The 18,409-nt window shown below is 54.8% G+C and carries 19 protein-coding genes; 5 read left to right on the forward strand and 14 right to left on the reverse strand.

Annotation, left to right across the window (positions count from 1 at the left end):
- Positions 1-5: 5 nt before the first annotated feature.
- Entirely contained in the window at positions 6-1,127 is a 1,122-nt protein-coding gene (locus J2D73_RS09855) for an HlyD family secretion protein (RefSeq protein WP_207881386.1), read from the forward strand.
- A gap of 7 nt (positions 1,128-1,134) precedes the next feature.
- A complete protein-coding gene (locus J2D73_RS09860) occupies positions 1,135-2,595 on the forward strand; it encodes an efflux transporter outer membrane subunit (protein ID WP_207881387.1) in 1,461 nt (486 codons plus the stop codon).
- Positions 2,596-4,157: 1,562 nt separating this feature from the next.
- On the opposite strand, the gene J2D73_RS09865 is transcribed toward J2D73_RS09860, so the two are convergent.
- The 6 genes from J2D73_RS09865 to J2D73_RS09890 all read right to left on the reverse strand — a co-directional run bounded on the left by J2D73_RS09865 (position 4,158) and on the right by J2D73_RS09890 (position 8,928).
- Positions 4,158-4,883 (reverse strand): SDR family oxidoreductase, encoded by a 726-nt coding sequence (locus J2D73_RS09865; RefSeq protein ID WP_207881388.1) that lies wholly within the window; start codon positions 4,881-4,883, stop codon positions 4,158-4,160.
- A gap of 718 nt (positions 4,884-5,601) precedes the next feature.
- Positions 5,602-6,399, reverse strand: coding sequence for an aldolase/citrate lyase family protein (locus J2D73_RS09870; RefSeq protein ID WP_207881389.1), 798 nt, complete (start codon positions 6,397-6,399; stop codon positions 5,602-5,604).
- 82 nt (positions 6,400-6,481) lie between these two features.
- Complete coding sequence (locus tag J2D73_RS09875) at positions 6,482-6,688, reverse strand: tautomerase family protein (RefSeq protein ID WP_207881390.1); 207 nt, start codon at positions 6,686-6,688, stop codon at positions 6,482-6,484.
- 15 nt (positions 6,689-6,703) lie between these two features.
- Positions 6,704-7,468, reverse strand: coding sequence for a 2-keto-4-pentenoate hydratase (locus J2D73_RS09880; RefSeq protein WP_207881391.1), 765 nt, complete (start codon positions 7,466-7,468; stop codon positions 6,704-6,706).
- A gap of 32 nt (positions 7,469-7,500) precedes the next feature.
- Positions 7,501-8,295, reverse strand: a complete 795-nt coding sequence (locus J2D73_RS09885) for a 2-keto-4-pentenoate hydratase (RefSeq protein ID WP_207881392.1) — start codon at positions 8,293-8,295, stop codon at positions 7,501-7,503.
- A 24-nt stretch (positions 8,296-8,319) separates the two neighbouring features.
- Entirely contained in the window at positions 8,320-8,928 is a 609-nt protein-coding gene (locus J2D73_RS09890) for a DUF6640 family protein (RefSeq protein WP_207881393.1), read from the reverse strand.
- A 723-nt stretch (positions 8,929-9,651) separates the two neighbouring features.
- On the opposite strand from J2D73_RS09890, the gene J2D73_RS09895 reads away from it, so the two are divergent.
- Positions 9,652-10,380: an IclR family transcriptional regulator gene (locus J2D73_RS09895; protein WP_207881394.1), complete on the forward strand. Its 729-nt coding sequence runs from the start codon at positions 9,652-9,654 to the stop codon at positions 10,378-10,380.
- A gap of 272 nt (positions 10,381-10,652) precedes the next feature.
- On the opposite strand, the gene J2D73_RS09900 is transcribed toward J2D73_RS09895, so the two are convergent.
- Genes J2D73_RS09900 through J2D73_RS09910 form a run of 3 tightly spaced genes read right to left on the reverse strand, consistent with a single transcriptional unit; the run spans position 10,653 to position 12,438 of the window.
- Positions 10,653-11,021: a putative quinol monooxygenase gene (locus J2D73_RS09900; RefSeq protein WP_207881395.1), complete on the reverse strand. Its 369-nt coding sequence runs from the start codon at positions 11,019-11,021 to the stop codon at positions 10,653-10,655.
- Between the two features lie 9 nt (positions 11,022-11,030).
- Positions 11,031-12,092 carry an alpha/beta fold hydrolase gene (locus J2D73_RS09905; RefSeq protein WP_207881396.1) on the reverse strand — a complete coding sequence of 354 codons (1,062 nt, stop codon included), beginning with the start codon at positions 12,090-12,092 and terminating at the stop codon, positions 11,031-11,033.
- 4 nt (positions 12,093-12,096) lie between these two features.
- Positions 12,097-12,438, reverse strand: a complete 342-nt coding sequence (locus J2D73_RS09910; protein ID WP_341535067.1) for an oxidoreductase — start codon at positions 12,436-12,438, stop codon at positions 12,097-12,099.
- A gap of 192 nt (positions 12,439-12,630) precedes the next feature.
- Between J2D73_RS09910 and J2D73_RS09915 the strand changes: the two genes are divergently transcribed.
- Both J2D73_RS09915 and J2D73_RS09920 read left to right on the forward strand, forming a co-directional pair.
- Positions 12,631-12,867 (forward strand): helix-turn-helix domain-containing protein, encoded by a 237-nt coding sequence (locus J2D73_RS09915; RefSeq protein ID WP_207881398.1) that lies wholly within the window; start codon positions 12,631-12,633, stop codon positions 12,865-12,867.
- On the forward strand, positions 12,779-13,564 hold the full coding sequence (locus J2D73_RS09920) for a substrate binding domain-containing protein (RefSeq protein WP_207881399.1): 786 nt from the start codon (positions 12,779-12,781) through the stop codon (positions 13,562-13,564). The genes J2D73_RS09915 and J2D73_RS09920 overlap by 89 nt, the downstream gene beginning before the upstream one ends.
- Positions 13,565-13,836: 272 nt before the next feature.
- Here J2D73_RS09920 and pcaF read toward each other — a convergent pair whose 3' ends face one another.
- From pcaF to J2D73_RS09945, 5 genes are all read right to left on the reverse strand, one after another.
- A complete protein-coding gene (gene pcaF, locus J2D73_RS09925; protein ID WP_207881400.1) occupies positions 13,837-15,042 on the reverse strand; it encodes a 3-oxoadipyl-CoA thiolase in 1,206 nt (401 codons plus the stop codon).
- Between the two features lies 1 nt (position 15,043).
- Positions 15,044-15,697, reverse strand: a complete 654-nt coding sequence (locus J2D73_RS09930) for a 3-oxoacid CoA-transferase subunit B (protein ID WP_207881401.1) — start codon at positions 15,695-15,697, stop codon at positions 15,044-15,046.
- Between the two features lie 27 nt (positions 15,698-15,724).
- Positions 15,725-16,402 carry a 3-oxoacid CoA-transferase subunit A gene (locus J2D73_RS09935; protein ID WP_207881402.1) on the reverse strand — a complete coding sequence of 226 codons (678 nt, stop codon included), beginning with the start codon at positions 16,400-16,402 and terminating at the stop codon, positions 15,725-15,727.
- Between the two features lie 194 nt (positions 16,403-16,596).
- Positions 16,597-17,364, reverse strand: a complete 768-nt coding sequence (locus J2D73_RS09940) for an IclR family transcriptional regulator domain-containing protein (RefSeq protein ID WP_243429828.1) — start codon at positions 17,362-17,364, stop codon at positions 16,597-16,599.
- Positions 17,365-17,403: 39 nt separating this feature from the next.
- The gene (locus tag J2D73_RS09945; protein WP_341535066.1) at positions 17,404-18,387 is read right to left on the reverse strand and encodes a LysR family transcriptional regulator; all 984 of its coding nucleotides are present in this window, start codon (positions 18,385-18,387) and stop codon (positions 17,404-17,406) included.
- Positions 18,388-18,409: the final 22 nt, after the last annotated feature.

Consider the following 18,409-nt stretch of genomic DNA (forward strand, 5'->3'; position numbering starts at 1 on the left):
TTTTTATGGCTGATCCTAATCCCAACTCCGCTCCCCCAGGCCACGAAACGCCAAAAAGCAGATGGCCTCTGTTCCTGGGTTTGGCAGTAGCGCTTTGCTTCGTTGTAGTAGTCCTCGGAATCATTTTTATCCCGACCAAAAATGTCTGGACAGATGACGCTTATATTCACGCTCATAACGCTGTAATTGCGCCGCGCATCGCGGGACAGATCGAGACAGTCAATGTCAACGATAACCAGATGGTGAAGCGAGGCGATATTCTCGCCGTGCTCGACGACCGGGACTATCGTACCGCCCTGGCTGACGCAGAAGCGACTCTCGCCCGGGACCGTGCTGAGGTGGACGACGCTGCGGCGACCGTCGCGCGGCAACCGTCCCTGATTTCAGAAGCCGAAGCCCGTGTTAAAGCGCTTGAAATCAAAATGAATTTTTCCAAGCAGGACGCATACCGATACGAGCACCTCGCCAGTACAGGCGCTGGCACGTCTCAGGAGAAACAACTGTCAGCAACAAAGTGGCGTCAGGATGAGGCCGATTTGATGGGAGCGCAAGCTGCACTGGAAGCGGCGCGCCACCAGTTGGATATCCTGAAGGCCAAACATGACGCGGCGATGCAGGCGGTGCGCGCGGATGAGGCGCGGGTCGAACAAGCTCGCCTAAACCTCTCCTATACCCGCATCCACGCGCCCGTGGACGGCATGGTGGGCGCCAAGACGGTGCAGTCGGGCAACTACGTAAGCCCGGGCGCAACCATTATGGCAGTCGTTCCGATGAACGACATTTATATCGAGGCAAATTACCGAGAAGTCGCCTTGCGTCACGTCCGCCCGGGGCAAAAGGTCAAAATCCATCTGGATGCGTATGACGTCGACCTGAACGGCGTCGTGGACAGTGTGCCTCCTGCTACTGGCGCAGAGTTTGCGCCGATCGCTCCGGAGAACGCGACAGGAAACTTCACGAAGATCGTTCAGCGTCTCCCGGTGAAGATCGTCATCAGCCCTCATCAGTCTTTAGCGCATCTGTTGCGGCTTGGTTATTCAGTTGAGACCACGATTTACACAAACTTTGACGATGTTGTTGGCGCGCAGACCAATTCGACTGCACCAGTGACGCTTGCACACGAATGAGATGACCATGTTTGGAAGAAAAACTCGACGGTTGTATCTGCTGTGCATTGCGACCACGTTGGGCGCGTGCACGGTAGGACGAGATTTCAAGGAACCGCATGCCAACCTGCCGAGCAGGTGGAATGACAGCCCTCATTCAGTGGCGAGCACAACCTATGGCGGTGCAGTCGACACCATGTGGTGGAACAGCTTCCATGACACCGAACTAACCTCTTTGGTTTCACGGCTTGCCGCCCAGAACTTTGATCTGGCGATGGCGGAGCAGCGCGTTGAGGAAGGGCGGCAGGAACGAAACGCGGCCGCGTCTCAAGGGCTCCCGCAGTTAGGCGCATCCGCCAGCTATTCGCGTACGATGATGAGTCCCCAAGGTTTTTTGCAACTTGTGCAACCAAGGCCAGGCGCACCAACTGAATACGATCTTTTCTCCAACTCGATCATGGCGTCCTGGGAGGCTGATCTTTTCGGTCGTATCAGACGTAGGGTCGAGGCCGCACGCGCCAATACGGCTGCAGCTGAAGAGGCACGACACGCGATCGCACTGGAAACTGTTTCCGATCTTGCGCTCAATTATTTCTCATTAAGAGCCGTGCAGAATAAAATTGAAATTGTGAAACGCAACGTCGCTATAGCGGAGCGAAATACAAAGCTCGTCCGTAACCAAATTATGTTTGGAACCGGTAACAACCTGGACCTGGCGGAGTCTCTGGAGCTGGAAACGTCGATGCGCTCGACGCTTCCAGCCATGGAATCTCTACGCTCTCACCTGTTGAACGCCATCACTTTACTCCTCGCCCAATCTCCGCATTCACTTGATGATGAATTACTGGCCTCAATAAACCAACCTGATCTTCCACCGTCCGTACCGACCGGGCTGCCGTCTGAACTCGCGCGCCGGCGTCCGGATATTCGCGAAGCCGAAGCCAAACTCCACGCGGCAACAGCGCAGACTGGCGCTGCGGTCGCGGCCTTCTACCCCGACATTTCTTTGAGTGGAAATTTCGGCACACAGTCCATTCAATTTCCAAAAATGTTCAATCTGAGTTCACGGGCAGGCGCAGTTGGCCCCTCTCTCGATATCCCAATCTTTAAAGGGGGCCAGCTTCGCGCGGAATTGCATCTACGTAAGGCTGAGCAAAAGGAGGCCGCAATCGCGTATCAGAAGGTCGTTTTAAAAGCATGGAACGAAGTAGATGACGCCATGGTATCGTATAGAAACGTTCAGAAAACTCATGACGAAATTAAAAACACCGTCGCGCAGGCGAGGCGCGCTCTGGATGTCGCTCAGCAACGTTACTCCGATGGCACGGAAAACTATCTGAATGTCATCGCAACCGAGCGTGAGTATCTCGACGAGAGCTCCCGCCTGGTGAGCAGCAAGGCTGAATCCGAAGCGACACTTGTCCAGCTATACAAATCACTTGGAGGCGGCTGGGAGTATTCTGAAGAAAACAAGGAAAAAGGCGCATGACAACGAAAGATGAGGCTTATTTTCGGATGCGCGACGTTATCACTCGCTGTTTGCAGGAAAAGGATTATGAAGAACCTTCATATGAGGATCTAGCGGACGATATTATAAAATCCCTCCTGGACAATGGATATGCGATTACGAATACCAACGACATGACATAAGTCGCGATCGAAACGTGTTGAATTTTTGACGAAAGTAAAAGTTGTGGTAAAATTTATTGCTTATTCTAGAAATTCAAGCATGTTGCCGAATTTGGGAGATTCCATTCTTCTTGAAGACGCCAACATCGGAGGATATGCAATTTGCAAATCCAGAGGATTTCGACGTTGTTTCGCTGTATTTTTCGACAGGAACTCAAACCACTCTTTGCTTTCGGGATGGGTTGGGCGCGTGAGAAAGATAGAGCCCACGATTGTTTCTCATTATCACGCGAATCTCGTTGAAATGTGGTGAATTTCTGAATTTAATTACAGTGAATTTATTATAAACTTGATTAAAATGCAAACCGGAGCAGTAGATAATGTTCGAATATTGGTCCTTATTTTATCAGAAAAAATCAACCTCTGCGGTCAAAAAAAAGAAGTTTGACAATATAGGATCGGTTATGGCATTCATCAAGCACAAACGAGAAGACGCCATTCCCTTAATATTCTTGCATATCGTGTCACCATCTGGACAAAAACTACCTATCGATGATGAAGAGTCTCAATAAAAAATACAAAATGACGTGAAAATTATCTTCATAATGCAATTCAATTCATTTCTCATAAAATACAAAAAATTTTAAGAAATTCACTGACTTTCATGACGCGACGGTTGTACCCTGCGAAATCGCGATCATTTTGAAGGAAAGTCCGATCGATAGAACTGCAGACGGACGAAACCTAGTTGCCTTACGGAAGATCAGACCGTCGCGATCCTGAAAGCTCAAGAGTTCTATCCCGAAGCTCTATGACCTGTGCCGCGAGCATGGGGACATGCGATTCCTTCTCCTATAAATGAAAAAAATATATTATCGATGTCTTATACCAAACAGACGACTGTTTGTGGCTGGTTCGACCTCAACCACTAGGAGTTGCTCGCACTCCGTCAGAGACGCACTCTTTGGGAGAACAACGCCGATGATCCGATTCCTGGAGCGTAGTCTGGTCGGCATCGGCCAAATCGATCTGAGGATTCCCCCTAGGGGATACCCGCACATATCTAAAAAACTGCAAGTAATATTGGAAATCTCATCAAGAGGGCGCCCAGCCGATTGGAGATGGTGAAAGCACCATCGAATTGCTGCCGAGAAGGCTCTAGTCGCACGTCCTTTCGACGATCCTTATGCCGTCTCGAACCTCAGGATTATCTGGAACATACGGCAGCTTTCGCAAGCACATCGAATGTTACGGGAGTTACAAAGGAGACCCTGCTTCAACACAAAGTTCGATTGAGAACTCGCCGCGCGATGAATTGGGCAGCGCCTAACTTAGGCCGTCGCTCCCCAAATAACCCGATTCGATCTTTCAGAACGCCGCGACACACGGACTCACCAGCATAAGCTGCCCCGTCATGCAGAATCATGTCACCAGTGTCAGCCCGCCATCGACAATGACAGTCTGTCCGGTGATGAAACCGCATTGCATCAGGAAAAGGTAGACCTGAACAACCTCGTCAATCGTAGCCGTTCGCCCCATCGGGATCGTTTTGGAAAAGCGCTCCCTGGTAGCTTCGACGTCAGCCGGCGGCATGTGTCGCCAGAGCGGCGTTTCGGTCCAAGTCGGAGCCACCGCATTCACGCGCGCCTTAGGCGCCAATTCCACAGCCAGTCCCTGCACCAGCAGGCGAATGGCGTCATTTCCAACGATGGCGCCGGAAGCATTGTCGGGCCTCCCACCCGACCCGGCGGTAAATACCATGCTGCCCCCTGCTGCAACCTTCATCGCCGCATAACGCGCAATACGGAGATTCGCGAAGAGCTTTTCGTCGATAGCGCGACAGATCGTCTCGTAATCCGCGCTGAGAAACCCGCCTCCCATAAATCCCCCGGCCATCGAAACAAGATGGTCAAACGAAGGGACACTCTCAAAGAAGGATGCGAGGTCATCGTCATTCGCAGCATCAACGACGTGTCCTTCCACGCGAAAACCGCGCGCGGAGAATTCATCCACTACATGGGTCAGCTTTACGACGTCCCGGCCCGTCACCACGAGAGAAGCCCCGAGCGCCGCGGCCTGTTCAGCGAGGGCCTTCCCAAAGCCCGATGTGCCACCGATCACGACAAGCGCCTTCTTATTAAAACTCATGATAATGAAAACCTTTCTTACACGTGGCGCTTACTTGCGTCTCATTGCGCCAATAAACGCAAGTAAGGAACACTCAGCGCTCCGCGTCGCGGTGTCCTGAACGTTCTCACCCGATGAGCCGCTGACGCCGACCGTACCAATGACGGCTCCCTCGAACTAGACCGGCACACCGCCTTGCAGCACCAACAGCCTGGGGACCGTCGCCATCGACGGTTGACCGGCGTTGATCATATCTTCGAAGAACCTTGACGGAGCATCCAGGTACGCTGCCGCATACTCTTCTCCGCAAGAGCCTAGCTACACGCCAAAGCCCTTTTCGCCCCATTGAGCGATGGAGTCCGAATAATTTTTGTTATATCTTCTATTATTTCGCGGATTTCCTGTTTTTATCTCCCTCTAGATGAGTCTCCCCTTTGTCGAAAGGATGCCGCCAGCCTCCATACTATCTGGACACGACCGCCTTTCCGCCACACGCCCCCGTATATACGGTAAATAATGCGGGTATTGTTATACAGAGCCATTATGGCCATACAATCAAATGTAGATTTATATTTTATTTTTCTACTCTCAAATACAAAACATTTAATTTGCGCCGCTATACAGCAAAACATCCGATTAGTCAGTGATTCTACATGACGTTGCAATAGTTTCCCCTATTCAACAACAGGAGAGATTTTCCCTTTGAAATAAGTTTCTTGTTCGATAGAATTTTCAAATGTCATCCGTAAGATGGTCTTTTCTCATCTCGGTCACCTTTGAATTCGCGCAAAAGCGCTCTGCCCGAATTGACGAGCATGAGAATGTCGATACCAACAGCAACAAATTGAACGCCAGCGGCAAGATATCCCTTAGCCCGCTCAACATCCGTGGCTAGGACGCCAGCCGCTTTTCCGGCCGCTCTGGCAACGGATGCCCCTTGTCCAATCGCCCTCACGACATCTGGATGCGTCGGTTGGTCCATCAGGTCCATAGATGCAGAAAGGTCAACCGGCCCGAAGAATACGCCGTCCACCCCTTCAACGGAGACGATTTCATCTATGTTTGCGAGCCCCTTTACGCTTTCCACCTGAACTATCACGCAGATCTCTTGCACGCCAGAGTCAGCGTAATCTGGTATACTGGCCCAGCGCGACGCGCGACCCAAGGCTGCGCCCACGCCGCGTATGCCCTTCGGTGGGTAGCGTGTCGCCGCGACGACCGCACGCGCCTGTTCGACAGTATCGATCATGGGGACCATCAGCGTCTGCGCACCAATGTCCAGCACCTGCTTGATGACGCTGGGATTGGCGTCCACAACCCGCACGACCGGATGAGAAGCGTAGGGAGCCACCGCTTGAAGTTGCGCCAGGATGCTGCGTACGTCATTTGGCCCGTGCTCACCGTCAATCAGTAGCCAATCAGCGCCGATTGTCGCAACCGCCTCGGTGGCATAGGGATCAGCAAAACTTGCCCAGATACCCAATTGTGGATCTCCGGAAGCCAGCGCTCTCTTAAAGCTATTTGCAGGATTTTTCATTTCTCTCTCTCCGATGTTCATATCTGGCCGAATGTATGCAGTCAGATCCGGCGCACGAAATTCTATGCAGATCTTATCATTATTAAGATTTGTCTTTCTGAGCCGCCGACTCGGCTTTCGTCACGTCACCAACGGCAAAAAACTGAGGCTTGATCACGTTGACCATGACACGAACCGAAGCCAGCGGTGCATCCAAAGTGCGGCTGACGGTGCGGGCGACTTCGCGCACGCATTCACTGACGACCTTATCGTCACGCCCCTCAACGAGATTAATTTGTATAATCGGCATTGCATTTCCCTTTTGTCAGCGAATTCGGAATTCGCAAAAGCCTAACCCGGAGGCTTCGAGGCGGACATGCTGTCCTGCCTCCAATGCTATCGCTGCGGTAGCAGCGCCCGCCATGACGACCATCCCGGGCTCCAGAGAGAGGCCCGCTTCACCAGCAACGCGCGCGGCGGACACCAGCGCCCGCACCGGGTCTCCCAAAATAGCGGCGCTTGATCCGTAACCCACCGGACGGCCGTCAACGTTCATGATCATTCCGATATTGCTCAGGTCCGTCCCGGGCTCATGCCAGGTTCCGACCACGAATCCGGAGGACGACGCGTTATCAGCCACCACGTCAGCTAAAGAGAACTTGAAATTTTCGTAGCGGCTATCGATCAACTCGATTGCACATGCTACGCCACCCACGGCGTCCAGGGCCTGCAACGGCGTGACAACGCCGCTCAGCGGCTTACGCAGAAGAAAGGCTATCTCCGGCTCGGCTCGTGGATGGATATAACGCGACATTTCGGTAAATCCGCCGTCTTCCACAATCATGGAGCGCGTCAGGCGACCCCAGATCAAATCGCTGACGCCCATCTGCACCATTTTGGCTCGACTGGTGAAACCCATCTTGATGCCCACAATGGGATCGCCCCGTTGCACACGACGATCGATGCTCGCCGCCTGAATCGCATACGCCTCATCTACCCCGAAATCTTGCTCCTGCGTGATCTGCGGAATGGCTCTCGCAGAGATGGCCGCCGTATCGACCCTCTCAGCAAATTTTTGAATGAATGACATGATATCCTCCTTTTTCCTCTGGGGGTATCGGTTTATTTTCCGAACACGGCGCGCACGCTGCCCAGGCCGGCGACCTGCGCTTCGTAAACCTCCCCGGGCGTCACAGACACCATTGGTCCCAAAGCCCCGGAAAGGACTATTTGTCCGGCCTTGAGAGGCTGTTCCAGACGCACCATCTGGCGCGCGAGCCAGGTCAGCGCAGTCAACGGATTGCCCAGACATGCGGCGCCACAGCCCGTCGATACCGGCTCTCCTGCGTTATCGATGCGCATACCGCACAACCGGAGATCAAGCTTGTCGATTTTCCGAGGCTCGCCACCTAGCACATAGGCAGCGCTGGAGGCGTTGTCGGCGATTGTATCAAATATAGATATTTTCCAGTCACGAATGCGGCTGTCCACGACCTCAATGGCCGGCAACGCGTAAGCTACTGCGCCAATGACATCGGCCATCGACAGCCCTTCCTGATCAAGATCGTGTTCAAGCACGAACGCGACTTCCGCCTCAATCTTCGGCTGGATAAGCGTGTTCCATGGAATTTCATCCATGTCCGCGTATTCCATCGTATCGAGCAGCGCACCGTAATCGGGTTGGTCAACGCCGAGCTGCGATTGAACGGATCGCGCTGTCAGACCAATCTTTCGCCCGGTTAAACGCGCGCCGCTTCTTGAAAGATGGGCGACGACTTCGCGCTGCACCTTGTATGCGGCGCCAAGTCCCAGCGGCTCAATCAGTGTTTTCACAGGATCTGTGGGGACCCGTTTATCGAAAGCGCTAACAATTGCAGCCGCAGCATCACGAATGCCACTTTCCTGATGAATATCCATGCTCTCCACCTTGCGTGCTGTTTTTCAGGAAAAATTATTTATTTTGCCTGACTCTTGAGAAATTCCGACATCCATTCCCTTGCCACGTCGCATGAACCCGCCGACGAACACGACGATCAGCACCAGCAATATGGCTGTCGTAGCAGCCATGAAAGACCATATCGCTGTAGCGAGAGTGTTCGAAATATGAGTTGAGTGTGACATGAAGATGCACAACATGCCCATTACCAGAATAGCCACGGCGCCAGAAAAAAGCGTGATATTTACTTCAAAGGCCATATAGCGGCCCAGAAATGGCGGCCTGTATGGCACCACGCCGTTCTCATCGTAATTAGCTCCACCGTAGAGCTTCGTCGTCAGGGACGCACTGAAGAACCCTGTGTAAGCAGCTATCGACAAAAATGATGCATACCACAGATTACGACCGGACCCGTCGTCGGGCGTCCAAATAAAGTAGAGCGCGAGAGCAGCGACGCCGATATAGCTCAACACTTGCCAGACCACATGAAAGCGCGCGTGGGGAACCCAGTGCGGATTCGTCATATGCGTCTCGTTTGAGTCAAAAATCGCGGGAATCGCGCTATAGCCCAGCGTACTGAGCGTCAGAAGAATTTGAGCAGGAAGATCACTCACCGTGCTTCCCTCCTATATTTACGGCCCACACGAAGCATCCGCATTCGGTTTCACGATAAGCGGCATGCCGGGCTGGCGCCTCCGGACAAAAAATGTATCGCTGGACGATACATATGTATCGTTGTTTGATGATGTTTATGCTCTCCGAGCCTGTTCGGCCAGTACTTTCCGGGTCGGACTTATCAAAAATCTGTGCTTAAACAGACGAACTACACAGATGCGTGTGTTTCTGAGAGCCGGGACGGGCTGTCGCTTGCCATCCTGCTCTTGTCCGAGAGATCTACCTGAGAGCGCCAGACGTCTCTCGCCTGATCGCTTTTAGAAAAGCCTCGCAGTAGCGGCAGGATCGTCATGTTGGATCAGGCGGCGAGTTTCGGGCAGGTGCGCCATACCACCACGCGCTGAATGCTGCGCCGCAGCCCCATGCTCTGGCCCTACGTAAAATTCACCATCTTCGTTGCCTGCCTTGCTACAGAGAGGCCTTACTCCAAAAAGTAATGGCGCTCCGGTAGACATGCTCGGCGACGACGAGACCGTCGGACAACCTCACGGCTCGAATGTCCAGGACACCCGATTTTGTGTTCGTCAAATGATACAGCTATGAGTGATTTCCAAGACTTCAGGGGCAGCGGACTGGAAATGAAGCCAAGCAGGTCAACTGTCAGTCGCAATTGTGCGACAGACATAGACAATACCGTTGAGTCGGGGCCGGTTCGAGGCGAAATGCGTCTCATTTCGCGCGCCGCAGCTATCTTGCGCGCCCTTGCGGACCATGGAGACGGCCTTAGCCTCGGTCAGATCGCGACTGAAACCGGGCTGGTGCGCGCCACAGTTCAAAGGATTGTCGGGGCGCTCGAAGTAGAAGGCTTTGTCACAACGAACCCACTGACGCCCGGAGTGTCTCTTGGCGCTGAGTTGGCCCGAATTGCCGGATCGGCTCATCGTGACGTCATTGGTATGTGTCGCCCCCATATGAAAATTCTCAACAAGCACGTCAATGACACGATCGACTTAACCATCTTGCAAGGCTCGACGGCTGTAGTTGTCGAACAAATACACGCCCCACATACGTTAAAGGTGGTCACCCATGTCGGCACGCCACTCCCACTGCACTGCACCGCAAGCGGCAAGGCTCATTTGTCGCGGCTGTCTGTCGAGCAATGCAAGACCCTTCTCACTATGCCCTTGAGAAACTACACGTCGCAGACTTTGTCCGACGCCAATGCTGTAATCGCCAGTCTGCACTCGGCTCCAGAGGATTTGATTTTTCGAGACGTCGAGGAATACTCAGAGGGCGTGTGTGCAATAGCCGCCCCTATCCGCGGAATTATCACCGGCAATTACGCTCTCTCCATTCTTCAGACACGGCAACGCTACGACGCCCAGTCGGGTGACGCAGAGAGGCTGCTTCTAGAATGTCGCGATGCTATTGAGCGTGCAGCGGGACTTTGACACTCCATCATATGCGGCATGTCTCTCCGACCTGTGTGACAGGCTTCGAACAACATGTCGTTGGATGCTCCACGTAGGTGAACCATCAAACCGGCAACGCGACTGCCGCCCTGTTGAGCGCGTAATCGGCGGCAAGGCGCCAGCGTAGCGATTAAGATGTGTATTTGAAGAGGGTCTGACACTATAGACTGCCAGATCGCCCCAATTATCCCTAAACGACAGCAGTTGTGGTTACTGCGAAGACATTTTTTCTTTCACACAATTCCTAAAACTCAACGCAACTGTTCGCTGCCTAGGCGTTCATCCCAAGGGCTACCTAAATGTGGATAGAGCGCGGTTCGAAAGCGACGAACCGCCTCTGATTCGATAAAACGCCGATAGGCCGTTTCGCTGGCGAAGGTTTCAGTCAGGATAAAATGATTCGACGCATCGCCAGCCTGCTGTATCAGGGCGATCGACTGAACATTCGGATCGTTTCTTAGCTGATCCCGATAATTGACCAGAAGCTTTTCTCCCTCGGCCTGATCGCTCGGCATCAAGTCAACATTCACGATAGAATGAAACGCATCTGTGGTCGGAGCGGCCAAGGCAGGGGCGGTTATCGCCATAAAGACAAGACAGAGAGATTTTCTAAAAAACATTTTAATGCCCTATGATTTCACGAATGAAAGAAGCTCGGCGCGGAATCGCTCCGGCATCTCTAAATGCGGCACATGGCCAGCATCTGAGAAAGAGATAAATCGACCATTGCGCAACTCGTTTACTGCCTGCTGCGCTGCCGGATGGATCCCCGGCATCGCCGCTCTCGCCGCGGCGGATGCGTAGGATATGAGCGGCGCCGAATGATCCTTCGTTCCCGCAGTAAGCAGGACAGGCATGGGAAGAGAAGCGTAGAGCGGACGAGTTGGTTCTCGATAAATCATCTGATAGGTGAGCGCCGAAGCGCGGGCGAAGCGATCGAACTCACTTGATAGCGTTGTGCGCATTCGCCATGTCACAAAAGGCTCGTATGAGTTCTTGGGCAACAATGGAAAGAAGTGAGCAATGAACGCCCGGTAGCTGGCGATCGTGTATGCATGCTCGGCCGCAACGAGCGTTTCAGTCTCCTGCGGGGGAATGAAAGCACGGTAATCGACCAGTCCGATCGGGTCTTCGAGCACGAGTTGCTCAATCCGATCGGGCGCTATACTGGCCATGCGCACGGCGAGTGCGCCGCCGGTCGAGTGCCCGAACAACGTGATGCGGCCAAGCGACAGGGCGTCAGCCAAAGCCAACGTGTTGCGTGCCAGCGCTTCGAAAGAATAGTCGAGATCGGGTTTGGACGATTTATTGAAGCCTATCTGGTCGGGCACGATCACGCGAAAGCCGGCGCCTCGCAGCCAGTCGACCGGTCCGCTCCAGTAGCTGCCATCAAAGTTTTTCCCATGTAGCAAGAGGATCGCCCGGCCGTTGGCCCCCGACGTCGGCGCGAAATCCATATAGGCCATACGCACAGACTGCCCACCCATCACAAGCGGCAGGAAGGACACGGGACCAGGATATGGCCACCCCTCCAACCCGATACCAAGGGGCTCTGCGGTTTCGGTTGGAGTTGGCTGAGGAGGCCCCGCCATTGCTCGCCCTGCCGCTGTTGCCAGCGCTGCGGTTGCGAGCGGCAGCGTAAAGGCGCTTCGTCGGGTCATCGCCGGGAGAGCGTCGAAAGTATCAGGCATCGTTTCATCTCTCCATCGGGTAGGGCGTCGCGGCAGTGACAGGATAATCTGTGTAGCCCTGCATGCCGCCGCCAAAGAAGCTATCTTCGTCAGGCGCCGAACAGAGGAGATTCCCCCAGAAGGCGTGCAACCAGATCGGGATTGAAGATCCTGCCCCCGCCGCATGGACCGCTTCGGCTGCCAAGCGCCAACCGGCGACCTGTTCACTGCTGTAGATACCAGAGGCGAAAGAATAGCCCTTGCCCTGAGGGGAGGTTTGAGCAGTCTCGGTGACGATCAGACCAGCAGACGCCCGCTGCGCATAATGGGTCGCATTCATCGCGCTTGGACTATCGCCAGGCTGGATGCTGCGCGCGGGTCACCGGCGCCGTCACGATCCGGTTCCGAGGATATTGGCCTCCAATCGAAATCGGTGTGAACAGAAAGGAGGTCATGGCGTGGGCTCCAACGAAAATGCACGGAGATTGATTTGAGCTCTTTCCGCTCGCGGCGATATGCGTGAAATTGTGGAGACATTCTCCACCATTCGGAAAGAGTTATGCTGGACGATATCAAGGAACTGCGCACCTTCGTCCGTATAGCCGCCGAGGGCAGCCTCTCGGCCGCCGCGCGGGAAATGGGGCTTGCACTCAGCGTCGTGAGTAAGCGGCTTGCTGCGTTGGAGGCTCGGGTCGAGCACTCGCCTGATGATACGAAGCACACGCAAGCTTTCGCTGACCGACGAGGGCGGCAAGCTTCTGGAACGGGCGCAGCGTATCCTCGCAGAAGTGAGTGAAGCAGAGGAAATGTTGTCCCATGGTCGGCTCGAGCCACAGGGCCTTCTGAGAGTCAGTGCGCCAATTGCGCTTGGCCGAATGCACGTGAGCCCGGTCTCCCGGCGGCTTGCCGCAGCCTATCCAAGTATGTCGATTGATCTCCTGCTGACAGACCGCGTCACAGCTGTCATCGACGAGGGCCTGGATGTCGTCATTCGTATCGGAGGCCCAAGTGATTCAGGTCTTATTGTACGAAAGTTGGCGGACAGCCACCGCGTGGTTGTCGCGTCAAAGGACTATCTCGCCGCACGAGGAACACCCACGACGCCAGAAGCTCTCGTGGATCACGATTGCCTACATCAGGGTCATGGCGCCGTATGGAAACTGATCGGTCCTGACGGTCGTCTCGCGGAAATCGAGGCCAGATCGAGACTTCGTTGTAACAATGGCGAAGTCTGGCGCGATTGGGCGTTGGCTGGCTCAGGCATCGCAATGAAATCGTGGATCGACGTAGCCGACGATGTACGCGCCGGAAGGCTTATTCACGTTCTGCCCGAATGGAAAAGTCCTCCGGCGCCAATCTGCGCATTGCTACCGACACGAACCCTCGTCCCCACTCGTGTTCGTGTGTTCCTGGAAAGCATGGCCGATCAGCTTCGCAAGAATGATAGCTTGCAGCCGCTTCAGCCTACTGGAGCAACTTTCGAAGCGGGATAGCATCGCGACTTGCGTTCTCCAACACTCACTGGTGTCACTTAGAGATCTACTCGCGCCACTCTATATCCGGGGACAAGAAAAGCTGACGGGCTCAAAACTCCTTTACGTTGAGTGGACTTCACTAAAAGCGAAGAACTGACCGGAGCCGGAAGCACGTCAACCTACAAACTCAGTATGATCGCCCGTTAGCTGACGACGCACCGTCATCACCTGATCGCCCACGCTCGATCCTGCGGCTTAAGCAGCAGGCGCTGTTCGCCAAAGAACGCCCCTCAAACACGCTCGATCAAAAGCGCGACGCCCTGTCCGACTCCGACGCACATGGTCGCGATCGCACGTCTCAGACCAAGGGTCTCAAGCGCATTAACAGCCGTGAGAGCCAAACGTGCGCCCGACATTCCCAAAGGATGGCCCAAAGCAATTGCTCCACCATTCGGATTGACGTGAGCGGCGTCGTCCGGGAGGCCAAGTTGACGCAGCACTGCGAGGGACTGACTGGCAAACGCCTCGTTCAATTCGAAAATATCAATGTCTGCAAGCGACAGGCATGTCCGCGCGAGAAGCTTTGCCACTGCGGGCGCGGGACCAATGCCCATGACACCCGGCTCAACTCCTGCGGTCGCCATGGCGACGACACGCGCTCGCGGCGTAAGGCCGTGGCGTGAGGCGCCCTTCTCGCTTGCAAGCACCAGCGCTGCCGCGCCATCGTTAACGCCGGAGGCGTTGCCTGCCGTCACCGTACCGCCCTCAGCCTTGAATGGAGCGCGAAGTTTTTTCAGCGCCTCAAGCGTCGTGTCCGCTCGTGGGTGCTCATCTTGTGAAACAACGCTCTCCGCTTTTCGTGTTTTAACGGTTATTGGCGTAATTTCTTTTGCGAAGAACCCATTGGCCTGAGCTTTGGCGGCGCGTTGTTGTGAGTTAAACGCGAACAAATCCTGATCCGCTCGCGAAATGCTATACCGTTCTGCGACATTTTCTCCCGTTTCCGGCATGGAATCCACGCCCCAGGCGGCCTTCATGGCGGGATTGACGAAACGCCAGCCAATCGTCGTGTCGAACATCTCTGCCTTGCGGCTGAACGCTTCGCTCGCTTTGCCCATCACAAAGGGAGCGCGGGTCATGCTTTCAACGCCGCCGGCCAGCAAAAGCTCGCCCTCATCCGAACGGATCATTCTTGCCGCAGTGCCGACTGCATCAAGTCCGGAACCGCAGAGGCGATTGATGGTCGAACCCGGTGTCGTGACAGGATATCCGGCGAGGAGAACGGCCATGCGTGCGACGTCACGATTATCTTCGCCGGCCTGATTGGCGCAGCCAAGATAGCAATCATCCACAGCATCCCAGTCAACGGACGTGTTGCGTTCACGCAGGACACGCAGCGGATGCGCAGCGAGATCATCCGCACGGACATCCTTCAGCGCGCCGCCAAAGCGACCGATTGGCGTCCGAGTAAAGTCGCAGATAAATGCCTCAGGCATATCAGTTCTCTTTCCTGTGCAGCACTGCGCCAGTTTGCGCCTGCAATGCCTCAAAACTCAGGCCGGGGACAATTTCGGCCACCTCAAACCCTCGTGACGTCACATCAATGACCGCAAGGTTGGTGTAGATGCGGTCTACGACGCCCGGCGCTGTCAGCGGGTAAGAGCAATGGCTCACCAGCTTGGGGGCGCCATCCTTCGTGGTATGCTCTGTCACAACCCATATCCGTTTGGCGCCCACGGCAAGATCCATCGCACCGCCCACAGCAGGCGCCGCGTCTTCGGCGGATGTAGCCCAGTTCGCGAGATCTCCATTTTCCGCCACCTCGAACGCGCCGAGGATACACAGATCGATATGCCCGCCACGAATCATCGCGAAACTGTCTGCGTGATGAAACAGCGAAGCGCCATCAAGCAAGGTGACATTCTGCTTGCCTGCGTTGATCACCCACGGATCAATGTCCTCTGGAGCCGGAGAAGGCCCCATACCCAGAATGCCATTTTCCGAATGAAGGATAACTTCCCGATCTATCGGCAGGCAATCTGCAACGAGGGTCGGAATCCCGATTCCAAGATTGCAGACCCAGCCTTCCGGGATGTCGTGCGCGACGCGCGCGGCCATTGCGCGACGGGAAAGAGGCGTAAATTCGGACATGCGACTTTTCCTTGAGATTACTCTCTATCAAACCGGAATATTGCTTTGAAATGGCACGACACGACTGACGAAGAGGCCCGGCGTCACGACGTTTTCCGGAAGGATTTCGCCCAATTCGACAATTTTTCTTGCAAGCACGATTGTCGTCTTCGCGGCGGTGGCCATGATCGCGTTGAAATTCCGACCGCTGCCGCGATAGTCGCAGTTGCCCCAGCGATCGACACGCCACGCTTCGACCAGGGCGACGTCGGCCGGAAGCCAACGCTCCATCAGGTAGGTCTTACCGTCAAATTCACGGGTTTCTTTTCCTTCCGCAATCTTGGTGCCGACACCCGTCGCCGTGTAAAATGCAGGAATTCCGGCGCCCGCCGCCCGAATGCGTTCAGCCAGGGTTCCCTGAGGAACAATTTCCAACTCCAGTTTTCCAGCCTTGAACAAATCTTCAAACACGACCGATCCGGCAGAACGCGGAAAGGAGCATATGATTTTTCGCACTCGACCGGCTTCCATCAGTTTCGCAAGACCAACATGGCCGCTACCAGCGTTATTCGCGACGATAACGAGTTCACGAGCGCCCTGTTCAATCAGGCCTTCGATCAGAGAGTCAGGCTGCCCGACAGAGCCGAAGCCACCGACCATCACTGTCGATCCATCCTGGATGCCTTCCAGCCCTTCGGCGATATCACGTACCCGTTTGTCGATCATATTTTCTCTCCTGCATGCACAACGAGATGCCACAGAAATGTGCGTATGGCGCACATAAATCCGCTATACGCACATACTCTGCTCGAATCAAAAGGATGCAAGTAAAAAAAACGGGATCATACCGCGTTGTAAGCGGATAGGTCTGTTCACCGCCCATCCGAAAATCGTTTGGGCAGAACAGAAATATTAGTCGATCAATAAAAAGCCGGCGCTATGATATCGGCAGCCTGTTTCAGGGCCGGGAGGAAAACCTTTTCCAAATCATCCCGGCTCGTCCGGTGGCTCTGTGTGCCTACATTCAGCGCCGCGACTACCTGTCCCCCTTGCCGCCTTATCGGGACGGCGAGAGAACGAAGACCGGGCTCGAGTTCCTCGTCGAGAATGCTGTAGCCATCCTCGGCCACGCGCCGAAGTTCCTGCATCAACAGAGTACGATCTGTTTTGGTCGTCGCTGTCCTTTGCGCGAGAACGGGAGGGATCAAGCAAGCCCAGTCTGCGGGAGGCAAATCGGCAAGCAGGACTCGCCCCAGCGAGGTGCACCAGGCGGGCAAGCGCGTGCCGGGTCCCAGATTGAGCGAGACGATCCGACGGGCCTCCGCCCGCGCCAGATAGATAATGTCGGAACCCGAGAGCACCGCAACCGAGAAACTCTCGTCAAAGCGGTTACTCAGTTCATCCAAAACAGGCTGCACATTGCGCGTGAGCGGCGCCGAAATCATTGGCGCCGCGAGGGCCAGAACTTTGGGGGTTAGGGAGAACAAACGCCCATCACTGACCAGATACCCTTTCGCAACGAGTGTCAGCAAGGAGCGTCTCGCGCTGGCGCGTGTCGTATCAGTACGACGCGCCACTTCAGCAAGGGTCAGCCCTTCGGAGGCGTCGGCGCAAGTGAGCAGAACATCCAGGCCGCGGGCCAGGGCATCGACAAAGTCACGACTTGCCTTGTCAGTCCTATTTTTCAACGGCATGCTTCTGATAGTTTCCATGGAACGAGGTGAAATTCACGTAAATGCCGGACCAGTTCCAGCCAGCGTCTGTATCCCGTCGGGGATGGGATAACCCAGATCGGAATATATCTCCTTGATCGTATGCGCCATCACGACGAGTTCGGGAGACTGATCTCCTGAACGATAGCTCATGATGATGGGAGAAGACGCCTCTTCCACCAACTCGCGATAGCAGACGCCGTCCATCTGAGACCGGCGAACGGACTCGGGCACAATGCAAATTCCCTCCTCAGCCGCAACCAATCCGATCGCGCTCTGAAGTTCGCGTGCTTCGTGAGCTACGCGTGGGACCAGATCGTGGTCATGAAACACGGCCAAAACCTGATCAGCGTAGCTCGGACGTGGAAATCTTGGATATGCAATCAGTGGCAGCCTCGCCAGTTCCTGAAGCGAAACGCGCGCATCAGGGTCTTCAGGTGCGTGTAGTTCAGGCATGGCGACAACCAGCCGTTCTTCGCGCAGCACAATACGTCGGATCGCGCTATCTTCGACACGAATGCGCCCGAAACCGATGTCGATCCGCCCTTCCTTCAGCGCCGCCACCTGATCAAGGGTCACCAATTCGGACATGGTTAATTCAACACTTTGTGCGCGCCGTCGAAACCCACGAATGAGCGTAGGCAAGCGCGCGAACATGGTTGATGAGACGAAACCCAAGGCAAAATGGCGCTTTTCGGCTCCAATTGCACGCGACAGCACTTCCTGCATCGTGTTTAGTTGACCAAGAAGGCGCTGGGCTTGCTCATAAACGAGCCAACCGACCGACGTCAGACTAAGCGGCCTCTGGGAACGGTCAATCAGCAACGCTCCGATTTCTGCTTCAAGTTGTTGAATTTGCCTGCTTAGTGGCGGTTGGGCGATATGCAGCCTTTCCGCTGCGCGAGTGAAATTGCGCTCCTCGGCAACTGTCACGAATGACCGCAAAACACGTAAATCCACCACGTCCTCCATACTCTTTCGGTATGTAATTGAGACCATAATAGTCTTGGGCGATCCTGTG

Source organism: Acetobacter sacchari (assembly GCF_017377715.1).
GTDB lineage: Bacteria > Pseudomonadota > Alphaproteobacteria > Acetobacterales > Acetobacteraceae > Acetobacter > Acetobacter sacchari.